General features: G+C 61.4%; 24 protein-coding genes. 7 read left to right on the forward strand and 17 right to left on the reverse strand.

Annotation, left to right across the window (positions count from 1 at the left end):
• Positions 1–7: 7 nt before the first annotated feature.
• Together rpsI and rplM are read right to left on the reverse strand one after the other, a co-directional pair.
• The gene (gene rpsI / locus POS17_RS24950; RefSeq protein WP_003228056.1) at positions 8–400 is read right to left on the reverse strand and encodes a 30S ribosomal protein S9; all 393 of its coding nucleotides are present in this window, start codon (positions 398–400) and stop codon (positions 8–10) included.
• 14 nt (positions 401–414) lie between these two features.
• On the reverse strand, positions 415–843 hold the full coding sequence (rplM, locus tag POS17_RS24955) for a 50S ribosomal protein L13 (protein ID WP_007928449.1): 429 nt from the start codon (positions 841–843) through the stop codon (positions 415–417).
• A 247-nt stretch (positions 844–1,090) separates the two neighbouring features.
• Between rplM and POS17_RS24960 the strand changes: the two genes are divergently transcribed.
• The gene (locus POS17_RS24960; protein ID WP_060840975.1) at positions 1,091–2,131 is read left to right on the forward strand and encodes an NADP(H)-dependent aldo-keto reductase; all 1,041 of its coding nucleotides are present in this window, start codon (positions 1,091–1,093) and stop codon (positions 2,129–2,131) included.
• Positions 2,132–2,191: 60 nt separating this feature from the next.
• Here the strand turns inward: POS17_RS24960 and POS17_RS24965 are convergent, their stop codons facing one another.
• The gene (locus POS17_RS24965; RefSeq protein WP_060840976.1) at positions 2,192–3,328 is read right to left on the reverse strand and encodes an acyl-CoA dehydrogenase family protein; all 1,137 of its coding nucleotides are present in this window, start codon (positions 3,326–3,328) and stop codon (positions 2,192–2,194) included.
• Between the two features lie 244 nt (positions 3,329–3,572).
• Here POS17_RS24965 and POS17_RS24970 point away from each other — a divergent pair, with 244 nt between their 5' ends.
• Entirely contained in the window at positions 3,573–4,472 is a 900-nt protein-coding gene (locus tag POS17_RS24970) for a GlxA family transcriptional regulator (protein ID WP_173655961.1), read from the forward strand.
• A gap of 42 nt (positions 4,473–4,514) precedes the next feature.
• Here POS17_RS24970 and zapE read toward each other — a convergent pair whose 3' ends face one another.
• The 3 genes from zapE to POS17_RS24985 form a co-directional block, all read right to left on the reverse strand.
• Complete coding sequence (zapE, locus tag POS17_RS24975) at positions 4,515–5,609, reverse strand: cell division protein ZapE (protein WP_047306022.1); 1,095 nt, start codon at positions 5,607–5,609, stop codon at positions 4,515–4,517.
• An 88-nt stretch (positions 5,610–5,697) separates the two neighbouring features.
• Positions 5,698–7,053, reverse strand: coding sequence for a tryptophan--tRNA ligase (locus tag POS17_RS24980; protein ID WP_060840978.1), 1,356 nt, complete (start codon positions 7,051–7,053; stop codon positions 5,698–5,700).
• 24 nt (positions 7,054–7,077) lie between these two features.
• A complete protein-coding gene (locus tag POS17_RS24985) occupies positions 7,078–7,707 on the reverse strand; it encodes an alpha/beta hydrolase (protein WP_060840979.1) in 630 nt (209 codons plus the stop codon).
• A 144-nt stretch (positions 7,708–7,851) separates the two neighbouring features.
• Here POS17_RS24985 and POS17_RS24990 point away from each other — a divergent pair, with 144 nt between their 5' ends.
• Positions 7,852–8,286 carry a YhcB family protein gene (locus POS17_RS24990; protein WP_060840980.1) on the forward strand — a complete coding sequence of 145 codons (435 nt, stop codon included), beginning with the start codon at positions 7,852–7,854 and terminating at the stop codon, positions 8,284–8,286.
• 78 nt (positions 8,287–8,364) lie between these two features.
• Here the strand turns inward: POS17_RS24990 and POS17_RS24995 are convergent, their stop codons facing one another.
• The 5 genes from POS17_RS24995 to POS17_RS31285 all read right to left on the reverse strand — a co-directional run bounded on the left by POS17_RS24995 (position 8,365) and on the right by POS17_RS31285 (position 11,008).
• Positions 8,365–9,111, reverse strand: a complete 747-nt coding sequence (locus tag POS17_RS24995; RefSeq protein WP_047306025.1) for an OmpA family protein — start codon at positions 9,109–9,111, stop codon at positions 8,365–8,367.
• Between the two features lie 111 nt (positions 9,112–9,222).
• Positions 9,223–9,867, reverse strand: coding sequence for an MBL fold metallo-hydrolase (locus tag POS17_RS25000; protein WP_060840981.1), 645 nt, complete (start codon positions 9,865–9,867; stop codon positions 9,223–9,225).
• Positions 9,868–9,925: 58 nt separating this feature from the next.
• Positions 9,926–10,426: a methylated-DNA--[protein]-cysteine S-methyltransferase gene (locus POS17_RS25005; RefSeq protein ID WP_060840982.1), complete on the reverse strand. Its 501-nt coding sequence runs from the start codon at positions 10,424–10,426 to the stop codon at positions 9,926–9,928.
• Positions 10,427–10,590: 164 nt separating this feature from the next.
• Positions 10,591–10,845 (reverse strand): hypothetical protein, encoded by a 255-nt coding sequence (locus tag POS17_RS25010; RefSeq protein WP_060840983.1) that lies wholly within the window; start codon positions 10,843–10,845, stop codon positions 10,591–10,593.
• Positions 10,826–11,008: a hypothetical protein gene (locus tag POS17_RS31285; RefSeq protein ID WP_060844582.1), complete on the reverse strand. Its 183-nt coding sequence runs from the start codon at positions 11,006–11,008 to the stop codon at positions 10,826–10,828. Before POS17_RS31285 ends, POS17_RS25010 begins: the two co-directional genes overlap by 20 nt.
• Before the next feature lie 135 nt (positions 11,009–11,143).
• On the opposite strand from POS17_RS31285, the gene POS17_RS25015 reads away from it, so the two are divergent.
• From POS17_RS25015 to POS17_RS25025, 3 genes are all read left to right on the forward strand, one after another.
• Entirely contained in the window at positions 11,144–11,818 is a 675-nt protein-coding gene (locus POS17_RS25015; protein WP_060840984.1) for a response regulator transcription factor, read from the forward strand.
• Complete coding sequence (locus tag POS17_RS25020) at positions 11,811–13,148, forward strand: sensor histidine kinase (RefSeq protein WP_060840985.1); 1,338 nt, start codon at positions 11,811–11,813, stop codon at positions 13,146–13,148. The genes POS17_RS25015 and POS17_RS25020 overlap by 8 nt, the downstream gene beginning before the upstream one ends.
• Before the next feature lie 252 nt (positions 13,149–13,400).
• Positions 13,401–14,303, forward strand: coding sequence for a LysR family transcriptional regulator (locus tag POS17_RS25025; protein WP_060840986.1), 903 nt, complete (start codon positions 13,401–13,403; stop codon positions 14,301–14,303).
• A gap of 37 nt (positions 14,304–14,340) precedes the next feature.
• Here the strand turns inward: POS17_RS25025 and POS17_RS25030 are convergent, their stop codons facing one another.
• The 5 genes from POS17_RS25030 to POS17_RS25050 all read right to left on the reverse strand — a co-directional run bounded on the left by POS17_RS25030 (position 14,341) and on the right by POS17_RS25050 (position 23,994).
• Entirely contained in the window at positions 14,341–17,076 is a 2,736-nt protein-coding gene (locus POS17_RS25030; RefSeq protein ID WP_060840987.1) for a LuxR C-terminal-related transcriptional regulator, read from the reverse strand.
• 308 nt (positions 17,077–17,384) lie between these two features.
• On the reverse strand, positions 17,385–18,749 hold the full coding sequence (locus POS17_RS25035; protein ID WP_060840988.1) for a DUF1329 domain-containing protein: 1,365 nt from the start codon (positions 18,747–18,749) through the stop codon (positions 17,385–17,387).
• 30 nt (positions 18,750–18,779) lie between these two features.
• Positions 18,780–20,642 (reverse strand): DUF1302 domain-containing protein, encoded by a 1,863-nt coding sequence (locus tag POS17_RS25040; protein WP_060840989.1) that lies wholly within the window; start codon positions 20,640–20,642, stop codon positions 18,780–18,782.
• 337 nt (positions 20,643–20,979) lie between these two features.
• Positions 20,980–22,662, reverse strand: coding sequence for a fatty acid--CoA ligase (locus POS17_RS25045; RefSeq protein WP_060840990.1), 1,683 nt, complete (start codon positions 22,660–22,662; stop codon positions 20,980–20,982).
• A 147-nt stretch (positions 22,663–22,809) separates the two neighbouring features.
• Positions 22,810–23,994 carry an MFS transporter gene (locus POS17_RS25050; protein ID WP_060840991.1) on the reverse strand — a complete coding sequence of 395 codons (1,185 nt, stop codon included), beginning with the start codon at positions 23,992–23,994 and terminating at the stop codon, positions 22,810–22,812.
• Between the two features lie 85 nt (positions 23,995–24,079).
• On the opposite strand from POS17_RS25050, the gene POS17_RS25055 reads away from it, so the two are divergent.
• Positions 24,080–24,853: an AraC family transcriptional regulator gene (locus tag POS17_RS25055; protein ID WP_060840992.1), complete on the forward strand. Its 774-nt coding sequence runs from the start codon at positions 24,080–24,082 to the stop codon at positions 24,851–24,853.
• Here POS17_RS25055 and POS17_RS25060 read toward each other — a convergent pair.
• Positions 24,837–25,466: a LysE family translocator gene (locus POS17_RS25060; protein ID WP_060840993.1), complete on the reverse strand. Its 630-nt coding sequence runs from the start codon at positions 25,464–25,466 to the stop codon at positions 24,837–24,839. The genes POS17_RS25055 and POS17_RS25060 overlap by 17 nt on opposite strands.
• Between the last annotated feature and the right edge of the window lie 36 nt (positions 25,467–25,502).

Consider the following 25,502-nt stretch of genomic DNA (forward strand, 5'->3'; position numbering starts at 1 on the left):
TAGCGAATTAACGCTTGGAGTATTGCGGACGCTTACGCGCTTTACGCAGACCCACTTTCTTACGTTCAACTTCACGTGCGTCACGGGTTACGAAACCAGCTTTACGCAGAGCGCTGCGCAGAGTTTCGTCGTAATCCATCAGAGCGCGAGTGATACCGTGGCGGATCGCGCCAGCTTGACCACTTACACCGCCGCCGATAACGGTAACGTAGATATCGAACTTCTCAACAGTCTCGGTCAGCTCCAGCGGCTGACGAACTACCATGCGGGCAGTTTCGCGACCGAAGAAGTTATCCAGGGAACGGTTGTTGATCGAGATGTTGCCAGTGCCCGGACGCAGGAAAACGCGTGCGGTTGCAGTCTTGCGACGGCCAGTGCCGTAATTTTGAGTCGCCGACATAATGAACTATTCCGTTAAATCTTCAGTTCTTGGGGCTGCTGAGCAGTATGAGGGTGAGCAGCGCCCGCATAGACTTTCAGCTTACGGTACATGTCGCGACCCAGCGGGTTCTTAGGCAGCATGCCTTTTACCGCGGTCTCGATCACGCGCTCAGGGGCCTTGGCGATCAGCTTTTCGAAGTTGATCGACTTGATGCCGCCCGGGAAACCGGAGTGGGAGTAGTACATTTTGTCAGTGGTTTTAGCGCCAGTAACACGTACCTGCTCGGCATTGATAACGACGATGTAGTCGCCGGTGTCAACGTGAGGAGTGTACTCAGGCTTGTGCTTGCCACGCAGACGGCTCGCGATTTCGGTGGCCAGACGACCCAGGGTCTGACCAGCAGCGTCGACGACGAACCAGTCGCGCTTTACTGTTTCCGGTTTAGCAGTAAAAGTTTTCATTCTTTATAGCCTCAGGGGCCGCCCAGCAAAATAGACGGCGGATCTTACTGAATAGTGCGTACTTTGACAAGGTCAAAGGCAGCCGGACACAGACGCTATCGGGGGCTCGGGTCAGCGCGTCTGGAATACGGCAAGATTCTTCGGCAGGCGGCGCATCACTTCCACTGCAGAAAGAGCTGCCGAATTATGCAGATTGCGAAAAAAATTTCAACCTGCTTTTATGATTGTTTTGCCAAGGAAGTACCCGATGGACTACCGCCAGCTGGGCCGAACCGACCTTAACGTCAGCGCAATTTGCCTGGGCACCATGACCTGGGGCGAACAGAATACCGAGGCTGAAGCCTTCGCTCAGATCGAGCGAGCCAAACACGCCGGAATCAACTTCATCGACACCGCCGAGATGTACCCGGTGCCCCCCAAGGCCGACACCTACGCCACCACCGAGCGCTATATCGGCAACTGGTTCAAGCAACGCGGCGACCGTGCCGACTGGATCCTGGCCAGCAAAATCGCCGGCCCCGGCAACACCATCGACTACATCCGCGACAAACAACTCAAGCACAACCGCAAACACATAGTCGAAGCCGTGGATGCCAGCCTCAAGCGCTTGCAGACCGACTGGATCGACCTTTATCAGTTGCACTGGCCCGAGCGCAGCACCAACTTCTTCGGTCAACTGGGCTACAAGCACCAGGCCGACGAAGACTTCACCCCGCTGGAAGAAACCCTCGAAGCCCTGGACGAACAGGTCAAGGCCGGCAAGATCCGCCATATCGGCCTGTCCAATGAAACGCCCTGGGGCACCATGAAGTTCCTCGCCCTGGCCGAGAGCCGTGGCTGGCCTCGCGCAGTCTCGATCCAGAACCCCTACAACCTGCTCAACCGCAGCTTTGAAGTGGGCCTGGCGGAAATCGCCATTCGCGAACAATGCGGCCTGTTGGCCTACTCTCCATTGGCCTTTGGCTACCTGTCCGGCAAATACGAAGGCGGCGCCCGGCCAGCCAAGGCTCGACTGAGCCTCTATAGCCGCTTCAGCCGCTACTTCAATCCTCAGTCGGAAGCGGCCTGCAGCCGTTACGTCGCCCTGGCCCGCGAACACGGACTGGATCCAGCGCAAATGGCCCTGGCCTTCGTCAATCAGCAGCCCTTCGTGACCAGCAACATCATCGGCGCCACGACCCTGGACCAGCTGGACAGCAACATCGCCAGTGCCGAATTGAAATTGTCGGAAGAAGTCCTGGCCGGTATCGAGGCGATTCACAAGGACCACCCCAACCCCGCCCCTTAAACACTTCAGCAGCTGGCTTGCCGGCGAATGTGCGTCGCCCATTCGCCGGCAAGCCCATGGCTACAGTGAGCGGGCGATGATTTCCTTCATGATCTCGTTGGTCCCGGCATAAATGCGCTGTACCCGGGCATCGGCCCAGGCCCGGGCTACCGGGTACTCCCACATAAAGCCGTAGCCGCCGTGCAACTGCACGCACTCATCAAGCACCTTGCACTGCAGATCGGTGCCCCAGTACTTGGCCATCGCCGCCGTTGGCACATCGAGCTTGCCTTGCAGATGCAACTCCAGGCAGCGATCGACAAACACCCGGCCAATCTGGATTTCGGTGGCCATCTCCGCCAATTTGAAACGGGTGTTCTGGAAGTCGGCAATCGCCTTGCCGAAAGCCTTGCGTTCACGGGTGTAGTCCAGGGTCCATTGCAGCGCCGCCTCCGCGCTGGCCAGACCGCCAATGGCGACCGTCAGGCGCTCCTGAGGCAACTCCTGCATCAGATAGGCGAACCCCATTCCAGCCTGTCCCAGCAGATTTTCCTTGGGCACACGCACATCCTGGAAAAACAACTCCGAAGTGTCCTGAGCCTTCATCCCCACCTTTTCCAGACGCTTGCCCTTGGAGAACCCCGGCGTATCGGCCTCCACCAGAAACAGGCTGGTGCCCTTGGCCCCGGCCTTGGGATCGGTCTTGGCCACCACAATCACCAGATCCGCCAGATAGCCGTTGGTGATGAAGGTCTTGGAGCCGTTGATCACATACTCGTCGCCATCGAGCACCGCCGTGGTCTTCACCCCTTGCAGGTCGGAACCGGCACCCGGCTCGGTCATGGCGATGGCCGTCACCATTTCCCCCGACACCAGACGGGGCAGGTATTGGCGTTTCAGCGCCTCACTGCCGTAATGCAGGATGTAGGGCGCAACAATGTCCGAATGCAGAGAGAAACCAATGCCCGTCAGTCCCAGCCGACCGATCTCCTCGATCACCACCGCACTGTAGAGAAAATCCGCACCCAGGCCGCCGTACTCCTCGGGAATATGTGAGCACAGCATCCCCGCCTCCCCGGCCTTGTTCCACAACTGGCGGTCGATATAGCCCTGTTTTTCCCACTCACCATGGAAAGGCACAGCCTCTTTTTCAAGGAACGTACGCACGCTGTCACGGAAGAGCTCGTGCTCGGAACTGAACAAGGTTCTAGGGATCATGCAGGCACCTGTGATGTTTATTGATCATGGGTTGGCTGCCAGAGCCTAAGGCCAGCCACCTGCACAGGACACTGGACACATCCGACAAAAAATAAGACGATCCAGCCGTCTGGTGACCACTTTCCCCTATAAGAACAATTGAATTATGTCTAACCAAACCTCCACGCCCTTGCGGCGCGTCAGCATCCTGGCTATCGACCGGGTTTTCGCCTCCACCCTCATGCAAGCCAAGGATTTCTTCCATCTGGCCAGCCTGCGCTATGGCAAACAACTGGGCCAAGGCCTGACCCCGGCCTTCGAAACCCGCCTGGTCAGTCCCGACGGCCAGCCGGTTTGCAGCTTCAGCAACGTGATCATGCCGGTGGATGGCCCGCTGGAAGACACAGACGTGATCATCCTCCCTGCGTTCTGGGACGACTTCGACACCCTGTGCCAGCGTTATCCACAGATACTGCCCTGGCTGCGGGCTCAGCACGCCCGCGGTGCCGTGCTCTGCGGCGAGGCCACCGGCGTGTTCTGGCTGGCCGAAGCCGGGCTGCTCAACGGCAAGGAAGCCACCACCTACTGGCGCTTCTTCAGCGCCTTCAGCGAACGCTTCCCCCAGGTCCAGCTCAATCAGGACAAGCACCTGACCGACGCCGACAACCTCTACTGCGCCGGCGGCACGACCTCGGCCTGCGACCTGTACATCTACCTGATCGAACGCTTCTGCGGCGCCAACGTAGCCCAGGCCGTGGCTCGGGACATACTCTACGAAGTGCAACGCAACTACGCCCCCGGACGCATCGGCTTTGGCGGCCAGAAGCTGCACCAGGACGTGATCATCCTGCAGATCCAGCACTGGCTCGAAGAGCACTTCGCCGACAAGTTCCGCTTCGAAGACGTGGCCCGCGAGCATGGCATGAGCATTCGCAACTTCATGCGCCGCTTCCAGACCGCCACCGGCGACAAGCCTCTGCATTACCTGCAGCGGCTGCGTATCGAAACCGCCAAGGGCCTGCTCTCGGGAACACGCAAGAGCATCAAGACCATCAGCTACGAAGTCGGCTACGACGACGCCAGCTTCTTTGCCCGCCTGTTCCGCCAGCACACCGAACTCTCACCCAACCAGTACCGCCAACAGTTCCAGCAACAGGCGGCATAAAAAAAGGGCCTGCAATGCAGGCCCTTGTTCATTTGGCGACGCTTACGGCTTGTGTGCCCGCGACAGAAACTCGTGGGACTGCATCTCCAGCAACCGGCTGAGGGTTCGCTGGAACTCGAACGTCAGGCGTCCACCGGTGTACAGATCCTTGAGTTCAACCTCGGCAGAGATGATCAGCTTGACGTTACGGTCATAGAACTCGTCGACCATATTGATAAAGCGCCGGGCAATGTCGTCGGTGGTCACGCTCATCTGCTCCACGCCGCTGAGCAGCACCGCATGGAAGATCTTGCCCAGTTCGATGTAATCGTTCTGGCTGCGGGGACCGTCGCACAGCTCGCGGAAATCGAACCAGGCCACATCATCACAGGTACGCAGGGCACGAATTTCCCGGTTCTCGATGATCAACACATCGTTTTCCACCGCCTGAGTGCATTCAGGGGTCAGCGCCCGGAAGCTCTTGCGCAGGCTTTCGTGAGCCGCTTCATTCAGGGGGTAATGAAACAGCTCGGCCTGTTCCAGATGCCGCAGACGGTAGTCGACACCGCTGTCGACGTTGACGATCTCGGTGTTCTGCTTGATCAGGGCAATGGCCGGCAGGAAGCGCGCACGCTGCAAGCCATCCTTGTACAGGCCGTCCGGAACGATGTTCGAGGTGGCGACCAGGGTCACGCCATTCTTGAACAGCTCTTCCATCAGGGTGCCGAGGATCATCGCATCGGTAATGTCGGAGACGAAGAACTCGTCGAAGCAGATCACCCGCGCCTCTTGGGAGAAGCGTTTGGCGATGATGGTCAGCGGATTCTTCTCGCCGCCCAGGGTCTTCATCTCTTCGTGGACGCGCTTCATAAAGCGGTGAAAGTGCGTGCGAACCTTTTCCTTGAACGGCAGGGCCTCGAAGAAGGTATCCACCAGATAGGTCTTGCCGCGCCCCACTCCCCCCCAGAAATACAGGCCCTTGACCGGCACCTGATCCTTCTTGCCGAACAGCTTGCCGAGCAGTCCCGGCTTGTTTTGCTCGGCTGCAATCAGATCGTCGTACAGACGCTGCAGATGACGCACAGCGGTTTCCTGTGCCGCGTCATGAAAGAAGTCCGGGCGTTTCAGATCTGCTTGGTATCGTTCTAGGGGCGTCATAATTCGTTAGCAAGGCAACAAAAACGGGCCGTCACTTTAGCGACGGCCCTGGGGAATGGCAATCAGCCCTTGGTCGGGAAGATTCCGATTAGTCCTGCGCCGGGGTCAGCGCAATCCGCAGTGCATCTATTGCTGCATCACGCGCGGCAGCGTCGGCGAACTCAGGGCTGTCAGCCACACAGGCACCATCGAGCCAGACGCTGAAACTGCCGGCTTCGCTGCGCAGATCCAGCGCCTGCCCGGACTGCAGCTGTTTGCTCACCACACCGGCCGCCTTGCCATCGGCGAAATGGCGCGACAGCAGCAACTGCTCGCCATCGGCAGACAGCAGGCGGAAACGGAAACTGCCATCGTCTTCACGGAAGCTGATGAAGCGCGCAGCCTTGGCGGCCTTTTTCTTGGTCGTGGCGGCAACCTGCACCTGGCTGGCAAAGGAGCGCAGGCCTACGGCCTCACGCAACTCGGCGAGGAACGGCGTGGCCACGGCACGGGCCTTGACGGCGCCGGCACGCAGAATGTCTTCCAGGTCCGACGGGCGAGCGATCAGTTGGTGGTAACGCTCGCGGGCTTCGCCCAGCTCGGCGTCCAGCAATTGGAACAGGCGGTTCTTGGCTTCTCCCCAACCCAGGCCCTGAAGCAATTCCGCGCGGAACTCGGCAGCCTGCGCCGGGGTGGAGAAGGCCTGGAACAGGGTGAACAAATGAGCGTTGTCCGGATCCTTGGCCTCGCCCGGCGCCTTGGAGTCAGTGACGATCCGCGAGATCGCGTCCTTCATCTCCTTGGCGCTGGTGAACAACGGAATGGTGTTGTCGTAGCTCTTGGACATCTTGCGGCCATCGAGACCTGGCAAGGTGGCAACGCTTTCCTCGATCAGCGCCTCGGGCATGGTGAAGAACTCCTTGCCCTGGCCGAACAGGTGGTTGAAGCGCTGGCCGATATCACGGGCCATCTCCACGTGCTGGATCTGATCCCTGCCCACCGGCACCTTGTGAGCGTTGAACATCAGGATGTCCGCGGCCATCAGCACCGGGTAGCTGTACAACCCCATGGTAATGCCGGCGTCCGGGTCTTCACCGGCTTCCAGGTTCTTGTCCACCGAGGCCTTGTAGGCATGCGCGCGATTGAGCAGCCCCTTGGCCGCGACGCAGGTCAGCAACCAGGTCAGTTCCGGGATTTCCGGAATGTCCGACTGGCGATAGAAAGTCACGCGCTCCACATCCAGGCCACCGGCCAACCAGGTGGCCGCAATCTCCTGACGCGAACGCTGGATGCGCAACGGGTCGTCGCACTTGATCAGCGCGTGGTAGTCGGCCAGAAAGTAGAAGGAGTCGGCATTGCTGTCGCGACTGGCAAGGATCGCCGGGCGAATCGCGCCGGCATAGTTGCCCAGGTGCGGGGTGCCGGTGGTGGTGATGCCGGTGAGGATACGCGTACGAGTAGTCATGGGTAATCGCTTATCAGACTGCTATCAATTCGAAAGTCGCGGCAGCACCAGATCCTTGAGATCGGTGAGCTTGCCATGAAAAAAGTGTCCGCATTCTGCCACTTTCAGCAGCTCATGGGGGCGAACAAGCGCGTCGGACCAGTCGTAGACCGCCTGCGGGTCGATGACTTCATCGGTTTCCGGCTGGATCAGGGTCAGCGGGCAGTTCTCCGGCAACTGATCGCTGTCCCGCAGCCGGGTCACCGCCGCCGCCACCATGAACAGATGCTTGAGCCGAATGCCCTGGGCTTCCAGGCGTCCACCCAGGCTGGCGGCGACGAAGCCTCCGAAGGAAAAACCCAGCAGCGTCAATGGCAATCCCGGGTGCCGGGCCAGCAACCACTGAGCGGCGGCCTGGGCGTCATCGACTTCGCCACTGCCCATGTCGTGACTGCCCTCACTGGCGCCCACGCCCCGATAGTTGAAGCGCAAGGTAATCAGCCCGGCATCCCGCGCGGTGCGCTGCAAGGTGGACACCACCTTGTTGAGCATGGTGCCACCCTGCACCGGATTGGGGTGACAGATCAGCGCCACGCCGCGAGCGTCGGGCACCTCCAGATACAGGGCTTCCAGTTGGCCCACAGGGCCGTCAATCACTACAGGGGTTTCACGCATTAGCAAGGAAGGAACTCCGTGACCTCGAAGGGGGTCGACTCGTCTAGCAAATGGTCTGTGCCAATCTATTGCGAGTGAATCGCGGTATACAGCGCAGGTTCGAGCCGTTAACGTAAAGCAAAGCCGTTTATAGAGGAAGGACTCGTGGAACACTCGCTCTTAGTTTGGTTGTTGCCGACTCTTGCCCTGGTCGCGGGTGTCGCCATTGGATTCCTGGTTGCTCGCCTGCTGCCCAATGCCGCGCCTAACCGCACGCAGCGTCAGTTGGACGATATTCAGGAACGTTTCGACAATTATCAGAACGAAGTGGTCACCCACTTCAACAGCACCGCCACCCTGGTGAAAAAGCTCACCCAGAGCTATCAGGAAGTGCAGGACCATCTCGCCGAGGGCGCCAACCGTCTGGCCCTGGACGAACTGACCCGCCAACGCCTGCTGGCCGCCCTGCACTCGGAGTCGGTGCAGGCTCCTCGTGAACGCCTGACACCACCGCGGGACCAGGAGCCGCCACGGGACTACGCGCCAAAGACGCCGAATGCCCCCGGCATGCTCGACGAGCATTACGGCCTGAAGAAGTAATACGCCTCAGCCATTAAAAAGCCCGCCCGATTTGCATCGGGCGGGCTTTTTTGTGCCTGGGGTTCAGCCAGTTTGCCCTTAGTACTGCTGACCTTGCTGCTGGTAAGGCTGCTGGTACTGCTGGTTCGGCTGTTGATACTGCTGACCCGGAATCGCCTTGAGGTTGACCTCTACCCGACGGTTCTGCGCACGACCATTGACGTCGGCGTTGCTGGCGATCGGGTTGTCCGGGCCGGCACCGCGAGCGGACAGGTTGGCACTGCTCACGCCCTGGGACGTCAGGTAGGTCGCGACGCTCTGGGCACGACGCTGGGACAGGTCCATGTTGTGCTGGCGGCTGCCGGTGCTGTCGGTGTAGCCGACGATCTCGATCTGGTTCTGGTTGAACTCGCGCAGCGAGTTGGCCAGGTTGTTCAGCGGCTGATAGAAGCTGGGAGCGATGTTCGCCGAGTCGGTGGCGAAGGTGATGTTGCCGGGCATGATCAGCTTGATCTGATCACCCTGGCGCTGCACTTCAACCCCGGTATTGGCCATGCTGGCGCGCAGTTTCTTCTCTTGCTGGTCGGCGTAGTAACCGTAACCGGCAGCAGACGCACCCACCACGGCGGCACCGATCAGCGCCCCCTTGCCACGGTTGTTGTGGTCGATGGCGGCACCGGCCAAAGCACCGGCCAGGGCACCCAGGCCACCGTATTTTGCAGTTTTGCTCATGCCCGACGAGCCGCCGTCGGCCTGCCCCTGATTGTCATAGGGGTTAGGCGAAGCGCAGCCGGACAACAAGGCCACAGCAGTAGCGACAACAATCAAACGACGCGAGGTGAACATGGAAAGCTCCTACTTTTTGCATTCTGTGGTGCAGCGGACGTTGGCAACAGACCTGTGCTGCCGTTGGAACACGCGAAACGGCAAAAATTCCGTGAGCAACAGAGCAAATCCTCAGGCTCTCACGAACGGATTCTGACGCATTTCATCCCCCAGGCGGGTGTCTGGACCGTGCCCGGCCACCACTGTGGCGTCTTCGTCGAGGGTATACAGACGCTGCTTGATCGAACGCACCAGGGTGGCTTGATCGCCGCCCCACAAGTCCGTGCGTCCGACGCCGCGCTTGAACAGTGTGTCGCCGGCAATCAGAAGCTTAGCTTCAGAAAACCAAAAGCTCATGGAACCCGGAGTATGCCCGGGGGTATGCAAGGCTACGCCGCATCCACAAGCCAACTCTTCCTCGTGATCCAGCCAGCGGTCCGGTGACGGCACCGGGGTAAAGGGCACGCCGAACATGCTGCATTGCATCTCCAGGTTGTCCCAGAGGAACTGATCGTCCTTGTGCAGGTGCAAGGTGGCGCCGGTCTTTTCCTTCATCTGCCCCGAGGCCAGGAAATGGTCCAGATGAGCATGGGTATGAATGATGCTCACCACCTTCAGCCCCAGGGCCTCGAGGCGAGCCATGATCAAGTCCGGATTGCCGCCCGGATCGACCACAATGGCTTTCTTGGTCAACGGGTCGCCGATGATGGTGCAGTTGCACTGCAACGGACCGACGGGGAAGGTCTCGCGGATCAGGCTGGGGGTAACGGCGCTCATGGCAAGGCTCCAGAAAAAACGATCGGCCATTCTGGCACAGCTCGCCGCCCCTGCTGACTCAGAACCTCAATTGCAGCGTCTCTTCGCCTTCCAGCGCCAGCAGATACCGTTTGGCCTGCAGCCCACCGGCAAAACCGGTCAGGCTTCCCGAAGCGCCGATCACTCGATGACAGGGAGCAACAATCGAAATCGGGTTCCGGCCATTGGCCGCCCCTACTGCCCGTACCGCCTTGGGGTGGCCGATCTGTCGGGCGATCTGGCCATAGCTGCGGGTTTCACCGAATGGAATGGTCAACAGCGCCTGCCAGACCTGGCACTGGAACTCGGTGCCGGCAAAATCCAGCTCCAGCTCGAAACGCTCACGGCTACCGGCAAAGTACTCTTGCAACTGACGCTCGGTTTCCCGCAACAGCGGATGATCGGCCGCTTCCTGCAATGGCCCGAGACGAACCCGATTCTGCCGTTCATGCTCCCAGAGAATCGCCGCCAACTTGCTGCCTCTGGCGACCAGGGTCAGTTGGCCAACAGGGGACGCCATCAATTTGAATACGCAGGACATCTCAGCTCTCCTTCAGTCCGCCAGTGGAGTCGGGCGGGCCTGTCACGCTTGCCGCACCGTTCTCTCGATAGCCTGCACAGTAAAGGGAGATTCAAGCGCAAGAACCACGTTTCTTGCGTTTGAATCTCATGGCGCATGACTCCGCGCACCGAGCCTGCCCGAGGCTAGTCGTCCTCATCCACCAGGTAACAATTGTCACTGCTGCTGCGATGTCCATGGGGATCGACGATAAAGGCTCCGCGGCCCTGGCCGCATTCGAGCAAGCGCACCGGCGCCAGCTCGCGCTGACTGTCGATCTGCGCGTTCAAGCGCACGATATACACCCCAAGGGAAATCGACACACAAAGAATCAGCACCAGACACCCCACCAACTGATCGGTGTAACGGGCGCCGGAGTCATCAGAAAGCACTGGCGACATAACCCGCCCCTATTGGCGCCTTGCCTTGCCCAATCACCAGCCAACTCAATGGACCACCCTGCCCCAGGCGCACCAGAGGCCCCCTGGAGGGCAATACACAGGCCATCAGGACCAGGACAATCATGAGCAGCAAGATACCTTTGACCACTGAAGACACGTTCATGGCAGATAGCGCTCCGGATGAGTTGATCCCCAGCTTAGGCCGGGCCGGGTTAACACTGGGTAAACATCGGTAGAACCCCATCCGACTCCGCTATCCTTGCTCCCCTGAGCGCCAAGGGTCCAGGGGGACATACCCGTGCATATCAACCTGCTGCTGGTCGAGGACAACCTCGATCTGGCCAATACCGTCATCGAATACCTGGAAATCAGCGGCATCGTCTGCGACCACGCCAGCAACGGCCAGACCGGTCTTAACCTGGCTCTGGGCCAGCACTACGACGTGATACTCCTCGACATCATGCTGCCGCGACTGGACGGCCAGCAGCTGTGCCAACAGTTGCGCCAGCAAGGCAGCCAGACGCCGATCCTGATGCTCACTTCACTGGACGCTCTTTCCGACAAGCTCGCCAGCTTTGCCGCCGGGGCCGACGACTACCTGGTCAAACCCTTCGAGCTGGCGGAACTGGTAGCCCGCATCCGCGCCCTGAGCATGCGCCGCAGCGGTCAGGCCAGCCGCCTGCAAGTGGCCGACCTGGTCATGGAGCTGTCCACCCGCAAGGTCAGCCGCGCGGGCCAGGAACTGCACCTGTCGCCCATTTGCTGGACCTTGCTGGAATGCCTGATGCGCGCCAGCCCGGAACCCGTGACCCGGGAGCGCCTGGAAGCGACCATCTGGGGCGATGAACCGCCGGACAGCAATACCCTCAAGGTGCACATGCACCGGCTGCGCAAGACCGTGGACAAATCCTTCGGCCAACCGCTGATCCACACCATCCCCGGAATTGGCATACAGATGAGGTCACATGCGTAACGGTCTGGGTCTGAAATGGGTGATCAGTGGCAGCTTCCTGCTGCTGATCGGCGTCGTCTTGCTGATCTACAGCCTGCTGCTGCCCGAATACAGCGTGCGTGGCCTGCTCTACACCGCCAGCGCCATGATGGAAGAAGAAGCCCAGTACTTCGCCAGGCACTACAAGAAGGATCCGAACACCCCGCCGCCGCACAACTACTTCTATACCAGCGTGATCGGCAAGGAAGCCCTGCCGGAGAAAATCCGTCAGCTACTGGATACTCCGCCCAGCCTGTCCTTCGGCGCGCTACAGGCCTTCGGCGACCTGGACTCCGATGACGAGGATGAAGGGCGGGCGGTCCTGGCCCAGCCCCTCAGCGACGGCAAGACCCTGTACATGTTCGACGTCGACCACGACAAGGAAGAAGGCGGCGAAGTGGAGACGCCACTGTCCGACGCCTACATCGAGCGCCAGTTGCGCGGCGTCAACCTCATCAGCCTGGCGGTGTTCGTCCCGGCGCTGATCATCATTGTCCTGCTGGTCTGGTGGCTGGTAAGGCCCCTGGAGCGCCTGGCCCAATGGTCCTCGACCCTCAAGGATGCGGACGCGGTGTCCGGCCAGCGGCCTAATTTCGGTTTCAAGGAGTTCAACGTGCTCGCCGATGCCCTGGCCCAAAGCGTGCAGCAGGTGCAGGCCGCCAGCCTGCGCGAAGGCCGCCTGCTGCGCTATACCAGCCATGAACTGCGTACCCCGCTGGCGGTGCTCAAGGCCAATATCGAACTGCTGACCCTGCAATCCGGCGGTGTCCTGCCGCCGCCCCTGCAACGCATCGAGCGCTCGGTATTGAACATGCAGCGCATCGCCGAAACCTTGCTGTGGATGAGCCGGGAACTGCCGGAACCCTTGCCCGAGGAGCCCATCGACATGAGCGGCCTGGTCACCGAACTGATCGAGGAACACCGCTACCTGATCGGCACACGGGATATCGAGCTGCTGCTGGACATCAGCAGTACCCCTTGCCGCCTGCCCCTCACCGCCTGCCGCATCGTGGTGGGCAACTTCCTGCGCAATGCCTTGCAATATGCCGATGAAGGCAGCGTCGAGATCCATTTCGACTATCCGCAACTGCGTATCGTCAACCGCATTCGGGAGACCAAGCAGTTGGAGCCGTCCAACGACTTTGGCTATGGCCTGGGTCTGGAACTGATGCGGCAACTCAGTGCCCGGCTCGGCTGGCGCATTGAAGTGCTGACGGAACAGCAACTCTTCACGGTGACCCTGGACTTCAACGCCGCCCCGCCCGCCGAGGAACTGCCTGCACCACAGAGCGCTCCCGAGGTGCCGAGTTGAACACCGCCGTCCTGGTCTAGCTCGGTGAAGGCCAGGAAATTCCTGCTCACAAGCGATGAAAAAACTGTCTAGACCCGGCCCTCTCCGACGACGCTTGTGAGTATCGTTGACGGACAAAAAACCACGCCCGGGGGAGCTTGTCGGTGCATAACTTGCTTGCAGGAAGCGGACTGCATCTTTCGCACTGCACTCAAGAACCGGGTCCGAACGACCCCGCCCGCCCCCGCGCCAAGGCAAAGAACGAGGTTCGCTGTGGCCACCTACAATCTGCGTCAACTCAAGTACTTCATCACCACCGTCGAGTGCGGCAGCGTTGCCGAGGCGTCGCGCAAGCTGTATATCGCCCAACCGTCGATCTCCACTGCCATCAAGGGCCTGGAGGACAGCTTCGGTGTGCAGTTGCTGATTCGTCATCACGCCCTGGGCGTGTCCCTGACCCCAAGCGGTGCACGCTTCTATCGCAAGGCCCAGGAACTGCTGCGCATGGCCAAGGAGTTCGAACAGAACGCCCTGGCCGACAATGATGTGGTGTCCGGACAGATCGACATCGGCTGCTTTGAAACCGTGGCTCCGTTGTACCTGCCGCAGTTGATCGCCGGTTTCAGCGCGCTCTATCCCGGCGTGGAGATTCGCATCCGTGACGGCGAGCAACAGGAACTGGTGCAAGGCCTGACCGGGGGCGCCTTCGACCTGGTGATCCTGTATGAACATGAGTTGGACGGCACCATCGAAACCGAGCCGCTGATGCCGGCGCAACGCCCCTATGTGCTGCTGCCGGCCGATCATCGCTACGCCCAGCAAGCCCAGGTTTCACTGCGCGACCTGAGCCTGGAACCGATGATCCTGCTGGATGTGCAACCCAGCCGGACCTACTTTGTCAGCCTGTTCGAGGAGTTGGGGCTCACCCCGCAGATCGCCTTCAGCTCGCCCTCCATCGAGATGGTGCGGGGCATGGTCGGCCAGGGCTTCGGCTTTTCGATCCTGGTGACCCGCCCCCACTCCCAGTGCTCCTACGACGGCAAGCCGGTGGTGTGCGTGGATATCGTCGAGGACGTGACCGGCTCAGGCCTGGTCGCCGCCTGGCTCAAGCGTGGCCAGTTGACCAAGCCGGCGCGCCTGTTTGCCGACTACTGCAAGGAACACCTGGCCCGTTGAGCGCACCTTGCCGCCGACTCGCCCCTCGCCCGGGAGCCTAGCCCAGCAGCCCCAGCTCCTGGGCCCGGGCCACTGCCTGGGTACGGCGCTCCACCCCCAGCTTGCTGTTGATATGGCTGGCATGGGTCTTGACCGTGTGCAGGGAGATGAACAGTCGCTCACTGATCTCCTGGTTGGAACAGCCCTGAGCGATCAGTTGCAGCACCGACAACTCCCTGGAACTCAAGGATTCGCTGGGGACCGCCGTTTCGGGAAGTTCCCGGGGTGCGGCGGGCAAGCGCTCCAGCAGCGCCTGGGTCAAGGCGGTCGGTGCGCCCTGCTGCAACTGCTCGCGCATCCAGCCGGGATGCTGCGCAATCAGCCCCTCGAAAGGCTGCAATGCGCCCCCGACGGCGGCCTCCAGGGCCTGGAGCAAATCCTGGCGGGCCTCGGGGCCACGCCCGAGCCCCAGCAGCAACTGAGCCTTCTGGGTCAGGGCCATCACGCTCAACAATTGCCGGCCGCTCTGCCGACCATGCTCCACCAGCCGCCGCAAACGCTGCTCGGCCCTGGCAGCGTCGCCCTTGATGGTGTCCAGTCGGGCCTGCTGCAGCTCGATATGCAACGGCAGTTGCGGGTGAAACTCAGGCGGTGCCGCCGCCTGTTCGCCGGTGTAGGTCTGGCCCAGGCGGCCAAGCCAGGCCTCGGCCAGGTCGGTGCGTCCCTGAGCCAGCCACAGCTCGCATTTCACCAGGGTGATCATTGCCAGGTAGTAGATCGGCGGCACGTCCCAGATGTGCATCAGGCGCTCGGCTTCGGCGAGTTCGGCAAAGGCCCGGGCAAACTCGCCTCGCAGCCCCTCCTGCTTGGCGATCACGCAGTGGGCGATCAACACGCTGATATCGCGACAGGCCCGGGCCTCCACCAGCCCGGCCTGCAGACGCAGCAGACCGGTTTCAGGCTGGGCCCGCAGCGTCAACAGATAGCCTTCATACAGGGTCAGCCGGGCCCGCACCGCATACAGTCGCTGAGCCGACAGCCCCTGCAGCCGGCGCAGCCCCTGGTGCACCTCCTCCTGCGCTCTGAGCACCTCGCCCCGAGCCTGCAGGACCCGGGCCCGATCGTAATGGGCCAGGGCCTCGAACAGCGGATTGCCGACCCGCTGTGCCAGCTCCAGGGATTCGCGATTGAGACTGCGGGCGCGCCACAGATCAGCGTCGGTAATCGCCAGGTTGGACAGGGTCGACAGGCACATCAGGCGTTGCCCGTAACGCTTGTGCGGCAGGCTCTCAAGAGCTTCACCACAATAGGCCAGGGTTCTTTCCCGCTGCCCGCGACCACGGGCGATGATCCCGCTCAGGGCCAGCCATTGCGCCAGCATCGACTTCTGCGCGGTGGCCGAAGGCGCCGGCAAGAAACGACTCAAGTGATCGGCCAGCTCTTCCGCGGCATCCAGTTGGCAGGCCAGGCCCAGGGCCCAGCTGTAAAGCACGATCAGGCGCGGCGTGCTGATCAACAGGCTGTCGGGCAGGTCCATCTTCCAGCGCAGCAGCATGCCGACATTCTGCTCCGCCAGCAGTTGCTCCTCCGACAGGTTCTGCACCAGGTTGGCCGCCACATCCAGGTGCCCGGCACGCAGCGCCTGCTCCACCGCTTCATCCAGCAGCCCCTGGGCATTGAACCAGCGACAGGCCCGCAGATGCAGAGTAGCGGCCGGCACCAGGGCATTGGCCGTGGGGCGGGTGCGCAACAGATCGGAAAACAGGTGGTGATAGCGATACCAATGCCCGTGTTCGTCCAGCGGCACCAGGAACACCTGGTGGGCCTGCAGAAACCCGAGGATTTCCGCGCTGTCATGGGCCTCGCGCAGGGCATCGCAGAGTTCGGCGCAAAAACGCTCCTGGGGCGCCGTGTCATAGAGGAACGCCTGGACCTCGGCGGGCAGACAGTCGATCACTTCCTCCAGCAGGTAGTCACGGATCAGCCCTTCCCCCCCATGCAGCCCCTGGGGCAAGGTGCCCAGCGCACCGGCCTCGGACGCCGCCAGCAGCCAGAAACGCAGCCCGGCAACCCAGCCCTCGCTACGCTGGATCAAGCTTTCCAGAGCCTCGCCACGCAAGGCGCTGCTGTGCCGATCCAACAGGCTCAGGGATTCGTCATGGGTCAGGCGCAAATCCTGTTCATTGAGTTCCAGCAACTGTCGCGACAGCCGCAGCCGCGCCAGATGCCAGTCCGGGCGCTGGCGACTGGTGACCAGCACCACCAGGCCATCGGGCAAGTGATTGAGAAAGAACTGCAAGCAGCGATCCAGCACCGGGCCCTGGGCCAGGTGGTAGTCATCCAGCACCAGCAGCAGCGGCGAGCTGCCGGACAGGTGCTGCGCCAACTCGTCCAGCAGGCCGTCGAGCCACTCTTCAAAGGCAAAGGGCTGATGACGCTGGCGCATTTTCAACAGCCCGAGAGACTGCCGGCCCAGTTGGGGAAAGTACTGCTGCAAGCCTGCTAGCAGACGCTCGAGGAAGCGTCCGGGATCGCTGTCCCGACGGCTCAACCCCAGCCACAGGCTCTGCCAGTTTCCCGGCAAGCCCTGGCAGAACTCCACCGCCAGCGAGCTCTTGCCGAATCCGGCCGGCGCACTGACCAACAACAACCGCCCCTTCAACCCGGCGCTCAAGCGTTCGCAAAGACGCGGCCGCTGCACGTATCCGTCGGGCAGAGGGGGTCGATAGAAACGCCCTTCCAACGCGGGAATCACCGCGCTGGCAGACCGTTGAAGGGAGGACAGCTCAGTCATGGCCAACTCTTATTGATGTAGGGTTGTCGGCGTAGCAGATGCCCGCAGACTAGCGGTAAAAAGCGACCTGTTGAAGATTTTTGCGACCATTCGGGTAAAAAAGACTATGTCCAAATGGGTCAGATATATCTGACTGATCAGTCGATATTTCAGTTATTTATTAAGCAACTTACTAATTCACTTGGAGAAAACCAGCCTAGTCCACCTGGATTGATGTGCACTTCCCCAAGGGCAAGATTTTTCAGGCAAAAAAAAGCCCCGAACCGGTCGGGGCAATTTCCGAGGATGCGGCCTCTATTTGCAGCGGATCAGCGAACCCCGTCCTGACGCAGGGCGGCTGGGGTGAAATCGCTGGTGGTCGCGGTGAAGCCGAAGTCGTACGCCTGCTTCTCTTCGTTCTTCATGCCCAGCGCCAGGTAGCGGCCGGACTGCAGGTCGTAGAGGGTTTCCAGGGCGTACCACGGCACTTGCTTGTCGTAGTAGTTCTCGGCATGGGCCTCGGCCACGCGCCACAGTTGGCCACGGCCGTCGTAGTGGTCGATCACCGCCGCCTGCCAGGTGTCCTCGTCGATGTAGAAGTCACGCTTGGCGTAGATGTGGCGCTGGCCTTCCTTCAGGGTCGCGACCACATGCCAGACCCGACGCAGCTCGTAGCGAGCCAGATCCTGGTTGATGTGCCCGGCCTTGATGATGTCGGCGTACTTCAGGCTCGGCGAATCGAGCTTGTAGCTGTCGGAGGCAATGTACATCTCCTTCTTGCCTTCCAGCTTCCAGTCGTAGCGATCCGGAGCACCGTTGTACATGTCCAGGTTGTCCGAGGTGCGCAGGCCGTCGGCGGCGGTACCCGGGCCGTCATAGGACACTTGCGGGGCACGACGCACACGCCGCTGACCCGCGTTGTAGACCCAGGCCGAACGCGGTTCCTTCACCTGGTCGAGGGTTTCGTGAACCAGCAGCACACCACCGGCCAGACGCGCCGGGGCGGTCACTTTCTGCTTGAAGTAGAACAGGATGTTGCCCGGGTTTTTCGGGTCGTAGTCCTTCATCTTGTCGCGGAACACGAACTGGTCCTGGAAGTACACCAGGCTGTAGGAGCCGTTGGCCTGTGGCGTGGCCTGGGTCACCAGGCGGGTCACGCTGCCACCGCGATAGCGGGTGATGTGGTTCCAGATCACTTCCACCCCGCTTTTCGGGATAGGGAACGGAATCGCGGTTTCGAAGTTCTCCAGGCCGTTGCCGCCGGACACCAGGTTGGTTTTGGTGGCGTTGCGCTTGATCGCGGCGAACACGTCAGCCGGCACGGTAGCCCCGCGATGGGACGGGTAGACCGGCATCTTGAAGGTTTCCGGGTAGCGCTTGAACATCGCGTACTGCCCCGGTGCCAGCTTGTCCTTGTACTGCTCGACATTCTGCGCGGTGATGGTGAACAGCGGTTGCTCGCTGCCGTACGGGTTGGACAGGAAACCCTTGCTGTCCACGGTGCCGGCATTGGTCGCCAGCGGCTTCCAGGCCGGAATGGTGCCGGCGGCGTTGCCGGCCATTTCCGCGCCCATCGGCGTCAGGCTGGTGCCCAGCTTGGCGGCTTCATCGGCCGAGACCGCGGCCATGACCCCGGTGGCCAGCAGTGACAGTCCCAGCACACCGACGTGCAACAGACTCTTGGTGATGTTCATAGTGTCGTTCTTCCTGAAAATGCAGTGTGCTTAGAAGTTCACGCCAACGCTCAAGGCGAGGAAGTCCCGGTCATCCACGGTGCTGAAGTCGCCACCAAAGAAGTTGGTGTAGGCCAGGCTCGCGGTGTAGGTGTTCTGGTACTCGGCATCCAACCCCAGGCTGATGGCCTTGCGACCTTCCTCGAAGTTGCCGCCAGGACCTGGCGAGTAACCCTTGACGTCATGGGACCAGGCCACGTTGGGCTTGAGGTTCACACCGGCGAACACATCCGGGTATTCCCAGATGGCCCGGCCGCGGTAGCCCCAGGAAGTGGCGGTGGTGAAGCCGTCGTTGTTGCAGTTGGTGGTGCGATTGCTGGCATCAGTGCCCGCCCCGGCTCCGGCGATGGTGTTGCCGTTGAGGGTGGCGCAGAAACCGTTCGGCAAGGTGCCAGGCCCGAAGACCGGATCGCGGCCATATCGAGCTTTAGTCTTGCTTTCCAGGCCGCCGACATAAGTCATACCGACTTCACCCACCAGCGTGAGGCGGCTGGCGCCCATGACCTGATCGAAGAAGTGCGTGAAGGTGGTCTGGAGCTGGGTAATTTCCTTGCGGTTATAGCCGTGCAGGTCCTGCCCGGGCGTGCCTTTCAAGACGGATGCGTTGCCAAAGCCGGTAATGGGCGTCACGCCGGCGAACAGGATGTCGGTGGAGTTCAGCTGGACCGGAGCATTGGGGCGATAGCTCAGTTCGCCACTCCAGGCCGTGCCGGTAGGCAAGGTGGTGGAGAAGCTAAGGCCGTACAGACGGATGTCTTCCGGATACTCGACGAAGTAGTTGGAGTTGCCTGCCACGATCAGCGGCCTGGCGCTGGCCAACGGCCCCAACGGCATCGTGTAGTAGCGCGACGCAGCGCCCTGAGCACTGAAGATCGGCGCGCGACTGTGGTAATTCATGAAGTAGGCGCCGAACTCGGTATCCAGCGGCTCGTAGTTGTAGCGAAAGGCCACGCCGAACTGGCCACTGTCGCGGGCGTCACGATCGGCGCCACGACGAACCAGAACACCTTCGTTGTTAACGTCCACCCCCAGGGCGTTCAGGGTCGGGAACGCTGCCGGGTTGATGGTCGAGCGCTTGTTCAGCACCCGCAGGTTGTTGTCGCAACCGTCGGAAATGATGTCCGGCTGCGAGAAGAAGGTGCCGCAGTTATCGGTAACGGTCTGGTCCCACTCCAATTGGTAGAAGGCTTCGGCCGAGAGGTTCTCGGTAAGGGCCTGGGAGATGTAGAACATGTTGACCGGAATCAGGCCTTCCTTGATCTCGGCACCTGGGCGACGGAACGCCGATACGTCGATGGGGTTGATCGAGTTGATACCGCCACCGATGAAGGTACTTTCACCCCAGCTCACGACTTGCTTGCCGAAACGCACCGAACCCGGCTCATCGGCGATGGAATAGTTGTGGTAGATAAAAGCATCGAGGATCTGCCCGCCGGAGGACTTGGCGCCTTCCTTGCGGTTGTTGTCGCTGATGTTCTTGAAGTCCAGGTCTTCGTCTTTGAGCTTGAAGTCATACCAGTACTTGCCACGGACAAACACACCGGTATCGCCGTACTTCAACTCCAGGTCATGGATGCCCTTGAAGATCTTCGAAAAGGTCTGGCCCTTGTTGAAGTTCAAGTGACCATCGTCAGAGGTCTGGGACAGGCCCTTGCCGCCATTATTGACCCCGATCAGGTTCTTGTTGCGCTCGGCGGTGGACCAACTGGCCCCCAGGGAAAGAGACGAATCGAAGCTGCCTTCGATTTCACCGATGTTGAAGCTGACGCCGAATGCCGGCCCGGCGAGCGTGGAGGCGAGACCGACGGCCAGGGGCAGTTTTGCCCGGCGCCAGAACTGGTTTGCTGATGTCATCGACGCTACTCCATGTGCATTATTGTTATGGCAGTACGCTCTTCTGAAGACGCTGCGGATACCGGGTCGAGCAACACCGCCCCAGGCCCAAAGTTGCGTGGCGCGAGCACCCCACAATGCTCCGTACTTCAGAAAAATCCGTGAGCGGACTATATCCAGCGGGGATTACTGCTTGATCCCTCTAAAGTGTGATTTGCAACCACCCACCGCGCTGGAACAACCCTTTGCCAAAACCGTTGAAAGACGGCGCGGTAAGAATGGCTGAAAATCTCGCGAGCACAAGACAAAGGCTTGCCGGGTAGGCATGCCGTGCCCGGGCGGGCACGGCAGAGGACGCTCAAAGCGTGGAGAGGAAGGTGCTGTTACTGGCTTGCCATTCGCTGATGTCGACACGGATGCGCTTCTTATCGAGCTTGCCCACGCTGGTCTTGGGAATTTCAGTAACAAGGGCGATCTGACTGGGAATCGCCCACTTGCTCAGGTGCCCCAGTTCCACGAACGGCTTCAGATGTTCCTTGAGCTCGCGGGCGCCAATGGCATGACCTTCGCGGATCACCAGCAGGGCGAACGGGCGCTCGCCCCACTGCGGATCGGCGATGCCCACCACTGCTACTTCACGTACCGCCGCGTGACGACTGATGAGGTCTTCCAGGTCCAGGGACGAGATCCACTCGCCCCCGGTCTTGATCACGTCCTTGATCCGGTCACGGATGTCGATCCCCCCCATGCTGTCCAGGGTCGCCACGTCACCGGTGTGCAGCCAGCCGCCGTCCCAGAGTTCGGCGCCCTTCTGCGGTTCGTTGAAATAGCCCTCGGTCAACCAGGGCGCGCGCAGCACCAGCTCGCCTTGGGACTCGCCGTCCGCCGGCAGGAACTTGCCCTCGGCATCGATGATCGCCGCCTCCACCAGCGGGCCCGGCACCCCCGCCTTGATCCGGTAAGTGGTGCGTTCGTCTTCGCTGCCCGCCATCAGCTCGTCATTGAGGTGAGCGCAGGACACCAGCGGGCCGGTTTCCGACATGCCATAGGCGGCGGTCAGCTGGATGCCCCGGGCCTTGGCCGCCTCGTACAGCGCACGGTTCAGCGCGCTGCCGCCGATGACGATCTTCCAACCGCCGAAATCGGTGCCCTGGGCCGCCTTGGCGTTGAGCACCATCTGCAGGATGGTCGGCACGCAATGGGAGAAAGTGACCTTTTCCCGACGCCACAACTCCACCAGGTACTCCGGATCGTAGCGTCCCGGGTAGACCTGCTTGAGCCCGAGCATGGTGGCCACATAGGGCAGGCCCCAGGCGTGCACGTGGAACATCGGGGTGATGGGCATGTACACGTCGTTGGTGCCCAGCAGCCGCACACTGTCAATGCAGCCCATGATGGTGGACACCCCCATGGTGTGCAGCACCAGCTGCCGGTGGGTGAAATACACGCCCTTGGGATTGCCGGTGGTGCCGGTGGTGTAGAAGGTGGTGGCCACCGAATTCTCGTCGAAATCCTCAAAGTTGTACTGGGGACTGGCGGCCGCCAGCAATGTCTCGTACTCCCCCACCAGGTTCGGCAGCTCGGCGGTTTTCTCCGGCGCATCGGTAAGCAGCAGGGTTTTCTCCACCGTGGTCAGGTGCCCGGCGATGGCCTGGTACAGACCGACGAACTCGCTGTTGACCAGCACGAAGCGGTCTTCGGCGTGGTTCATGGTGTAGAGGATCTGCTCCGGCGACAGGCGCACGTTGATGGTGTGGATCACCGCGCCAATCATCGGGATGGCGAACATGCACTCCAGGTAGCGATGGCTGTCCCAATCCATCACCGCCACGGTGTCGCCGGCCTTGACCCCGGCGGCGGTCAATACGTTGGCCAGGCGCGCCACGCGTTCGATCAGGGTCGGATAGGTATAGCGCAACTGATCGCGGTAGATGATCTCGCGGGTTTTCTCGTAACGACTGCCGGACATCAGCAGCCGCTTGATCAATAGCGGGTATTGATAGGCGCCTTCGGCGGGGGGGATAACACGAGTCTGCAACATAAGAATCCCTTTTTCTGACGGCTCGGTCGTAGCTGGAGAATACTCACTCTAGAGTTCCTGTGCGCCCGCTAAATCAGCCAAAGGGATGATTTGCAGAGCCGTACAAATACTAGCTCCAAGCCAGCATTGGTGCGGCTCTGCGTGAGATCAAGCGCTCTGTCCCACCGCCGCTTCGGCCGGCGTCCGGGGAAACGCCAGCGCGGCGGCAAAAGTCAGCGCGGCAAACCCGGCGAGGATCAGATACAGGCCGCTCAACCCCTGGCGCGGCTCCACCAGGGCAATCAACGGAATGGCCGTGGCGCTGGCACCGAACGACAGGCAGTAACGCAAGGCGAAGACCCGCGACTGCCACTGCGGCGCGACGAAGTTGGCGACCATGGCGTCATTCACCGTGACCTGGCCAAACACCACGAACATGAAGGCCGCCCCCAGCAGGATCACACTCCAGCCCTCGCTGTGGGCCATGGCCAACAGCAGTGGCGCCTGAAACAGGGTCAAGACGATAAAAGGCCACTTCAGGCTGAAGCGATGCAATACCCGGCCAATGGTCAACTGCGCCACCGCACCGAAGGCATAGGCCAGGCTGACCACCAGGCCCAGGGTCTGCGGCGAGGTGAACAGCTCGTGCAGGCGCTCCTGAAACAGCTTGGGGTAGGTCATGGTGGTGGCGTTGAACACCACCCCGCCGGTGGCCGTGGCCAGGGCCAGGACACCGAACACCAGGAACATGGAGATCTGCTGCCCGCCCTTGCCCTTCAAGCCGACGTGGGGCCGTACCGGCACCGGTTCGTCACGCACCTGCCAGGCAAAGCCGATCCCCAGCAGGATCGCCACCGCCCCCGGCAGGATAAAAGCCGAACGCCAGCCGAACCGAGCCACGAGAAAACCGGTGATCAGCGCCGAAAACGCCACGCCGAGATTGCCCCACATACCGTTGATGCCGATCTCCCGCCCACGATTCTGTGCATAGGCCACCAGCATGGCCGTGCCCACCGGGTGGTAGATCGCAGCGAATACCCCCATCAGGGTCAGGCCGATCACCAACAGGGTCGGGCTGTTGCTCAGGCCGGTGAGGATCGACGCCGCGCCCATGCCGAAGAAGAACAGCAACATCATCTGTCGTCGGCTCCAGTGGTCCCCCAGCCAGCCGGCGGGTAGCGAACAGGCGCCAAAGGCGATGAAACCGCCCAGGGACAGGCCGATCAGCGCGGCATAGTCCAGGGCAAAGGCCTGGGTCATGCCCAGCACGGCGGCGGGAAAGATCAGCATGAACATGTGATCGATGACATGGGCAGCGTTGACGTAGCGGATAACGTTTCGAGCTTGATTCATGGCGGCACACAAGGTTGGTGGTGGTGTCGCCTATGCTAAGTTGGCTGTTTACAGCATTCCTGACAACAAAGTCATTGGATCGGACATGTTAATCAGCCACTTCCACCACGGCCCGGTGAGCGCCTATCCCCGCGACTATCCCGATGCCGCCCACCAGCAATCCCATCGCCATCGCGAAGCGCAGTTTCTCTACGCCGCCTGCGGCACCATGCGCGTGGTCACCGCCCAGGGCGCCTGGGTCATTCCGCCAACCCGCGCGGTGTGGATTCCGCCCCTGGTGGAACATGAAATCTTCATGGTCGGCGAGGTCCGCATGCGCTCCTTGTTCATTGCCGCGCATCTGTCTCCGCCGTCCTTGCAACAGTGCTGTGTGCTGGCGGTGACACCCCTGCTGCGGGAGCTGATCCTGCGAGCGGTGCAAGGACCGGAGCAGGCGGAAAATCCGCTGATCCAGCAACTGATGCTGGAAGAGATCGCCGGCCTGGAAAACCTGCCCCTGCACATTCCCATGCCCCAGGACCGGCGCCTGCAGAGCATCTGCCGAACCCTGCTGCAGACCCCGGACCATCCCCACACCCTGGAAGACTGGGCGCAGCAGGTCGGCGCCAGTTCGCGAACCCTGGCGCGGCTGTTTCAACAGCAGGTGCGGATGAATTTCAATGCCTGGCGCCAGCAACTGCGCCTGATGGAAGCCCTGCCACGCCTGCTCGCCGGGGAAAGCGTGCACAGCGTGGCCGACTCGTTGGGATACGGCAGCGCCCGGGCCTTCAGCGCGATGTTCTGCCGCTTGCTGGGGGATACGCCACGGCATTACGTGGCGACCCTGAACCAGCTCAGCGCACTCAATGCATCTCGGTGAAGGCCAGTTTCACGCCGATGGCGATCAGCACCGCGCCCATGGTGCGGTCGAACCAATGGCCCATGCGGGCGAAGCCGGCACGAACCCGCTGCTGGCTGAACAGCAGCGCCACCAGGCAGAACCAGAGCGCGGTCGCCACCGCCAGGTACACCCCGTAACCGGCCTGGATCGCCAGGGGCGTGTGCGGGTTGATCACCACCGTGAACAGCGAGAGGAAGAACAGGGTCGCCTTGGGATTCAGGCCATTGGTGACAAAACCCGAGGTGAAGGCTCCGCGGGCGGTCCGCACCCCGGCTTCCTTGTGCAGATCGTCCGCCGCCGGCTTGACCGGTTGGGCGCGCAGGGCCTTGAAGCCGATGTACAGCAAGTAGGCGGCCGCCAGCCACTTCAGGGCGTTGAACAGCACGATGGATTGGGAAACGATCAGGCCGATCCCCAGCAGTGAGTAACCCACGTGCAGGAAGATCGCGCAGCCCACGCCCAGAGCGGTCCAGGTGCCGGCTCGACGGCCGTGGGTCACGCTTTCGCGCACCACCACGGCGAAATCCGGGCCGGGGCTGGCCACCGCCAGCAAGTGGATCAGGGCAACGGTCAAGAACTCGGTGAGGTACATGCAGGCTCCTGTGTATGTCTAATTATTTCATCTGTT

The organism is Pseudomonas sp. Os17 (assembly GCF_001547895.1).
GTDB lineage: Bacteria > Pseudomonadota > Gammaproteobacteria > Pseudomonadales > Pseudomonadaceae > Aquipseudomonas.

Coding starts and splice junctions, on each gene's coding strand:
- rpsI (WP_003228056.1), bottom strand. CDS start 400: ATGTCGGCGACTCAAAATTACGGCACTGGCCGTCGCAAGACTGCAACC.
- rplM (WP_007928449.1), bottom strand. CDS start 843: ATGAAAACTTTTACTGCTAAACCGGAAACAGTAAAGCGCGACTGGTTC.
- POS17_RS24960 (WP_060840975.1), top strand. CDS start 1,091: ATGGACTACCGCCAGCTGGGCCGAACCGACCTTAACGTCAGCGCAATT.
- POS17_RS24965 (WP_060840976.1), bottom strand. CDS start 3,328: ATGATCCCTAGAACCTTGTTCAGTTCCGAGCACGAGCTCTTCCGTGAC.
- zapE (WP_047306022.1), bottom strand. CDS start 5,609: ATGACGCCCCTAGAACGATACCAAGCAGATCTGAAACGCCCGGACTTC.
- POS17_RS24980 (WP_060840978.1), bottom strand. CDS start 7,053: ATGACTACTCGTACGCGTATCCTCACCGGCATCACCACCACCGGCACC.
- POS17_RS24985 (WP_060840979.1), bottom strand. CDS start 7,707: ATGCGTGAAACCCCTGTAGTGATTGACGGCCCTGTGGGCCAACTGGAA.
- POS17_RS24995 (WP_047306025.1), bottom strand. CDS start 9,111: ATGTTCACCTCGCGTCGTTTGATTGTTGTCGCTACTGCTGTGGCCTTG.
- POS17_RS25000 (WP_060840981.1), bottom strand. CDS start 9,867: ATGAGCGCCGTTACCCCCAGCCTGATCCGCGAGACCTTCCCCGTCGGT.
- POS17_RS25005 (WP_060840982.1), bottom strand. CDS start 10,426: ATGTCCTGCGTATTCAAATTGATGGCGTCCCCTGTTGGCCAACTGACC.
- POS17_RS25010 (WP_060840983.1), bottom strand. CDS start 10,845: ATGTCGCCAGTGCTTTCTGATGACTCCGGCGCCCGTTACACCGATCAG.
- POS17_RS31285 (WP_060844582.1), bottom strand. CDS start 11,008: ATGAACGTGTCTTCAGTGGTCAAAGGTATCTTGCTGCTCATGATTGTC.
- POS17_RS25020 (WP_060840985.1), top strand. CDS start 11,811: ATGCGTAACGGTCTGGGTCTGAAATGGGTGATCAGTGGCAGCTTCCTG.
- POS17_RS25030 (WP_060840987.1), bottom strand. CDS start 17,076: ATGACTGAGCTGTCCTCCCTTCAACGGTCTGCCAGCGCGGTGATTCCC.
- POS17_RS25035 (WP_060840988.1), bottom strand. CDS start 18,749: ATGAACATCACCAAGAGTCTGTTGCACGTCGGTGTGCTGGGACTGTCA.
- POS17_RS25040 (WP_060840989.1), bottom strand. CDS start 20,642: ATGACATCAGCAAACCAGTTCTGGCGCCGGGCAAAACTGCCCCTGGCC.
- POS17_RS25045 (WP_060840990.1), bottom strand. CDS start 22,662: ATGTTGCAGACTCGTGTTATCCCCCCCGCCGAAGGCGCCTATCAATAC.
- POS17_RS25050 (WP_060840991.1), bottom strand. CDS start 23,994: ATGAATCAAGCTCGAAACGTTATCCGCTACGTCAACGCTGCCCATGTC.
- POS17_RS25055 (WP_060840992.1), top strand. CDS start 24,080: ATGTTAATCAGCCACTTCCACCACGGCCCGGTGAGCGCCTATCCCCGC.
- POS17_RS25060 (WP_060840993.1), bottom strand. CDS start 25,466: ATGTACCTCACCGAGTTCTTGACCGTTGCCCTGATCCACTTGCTGGCG.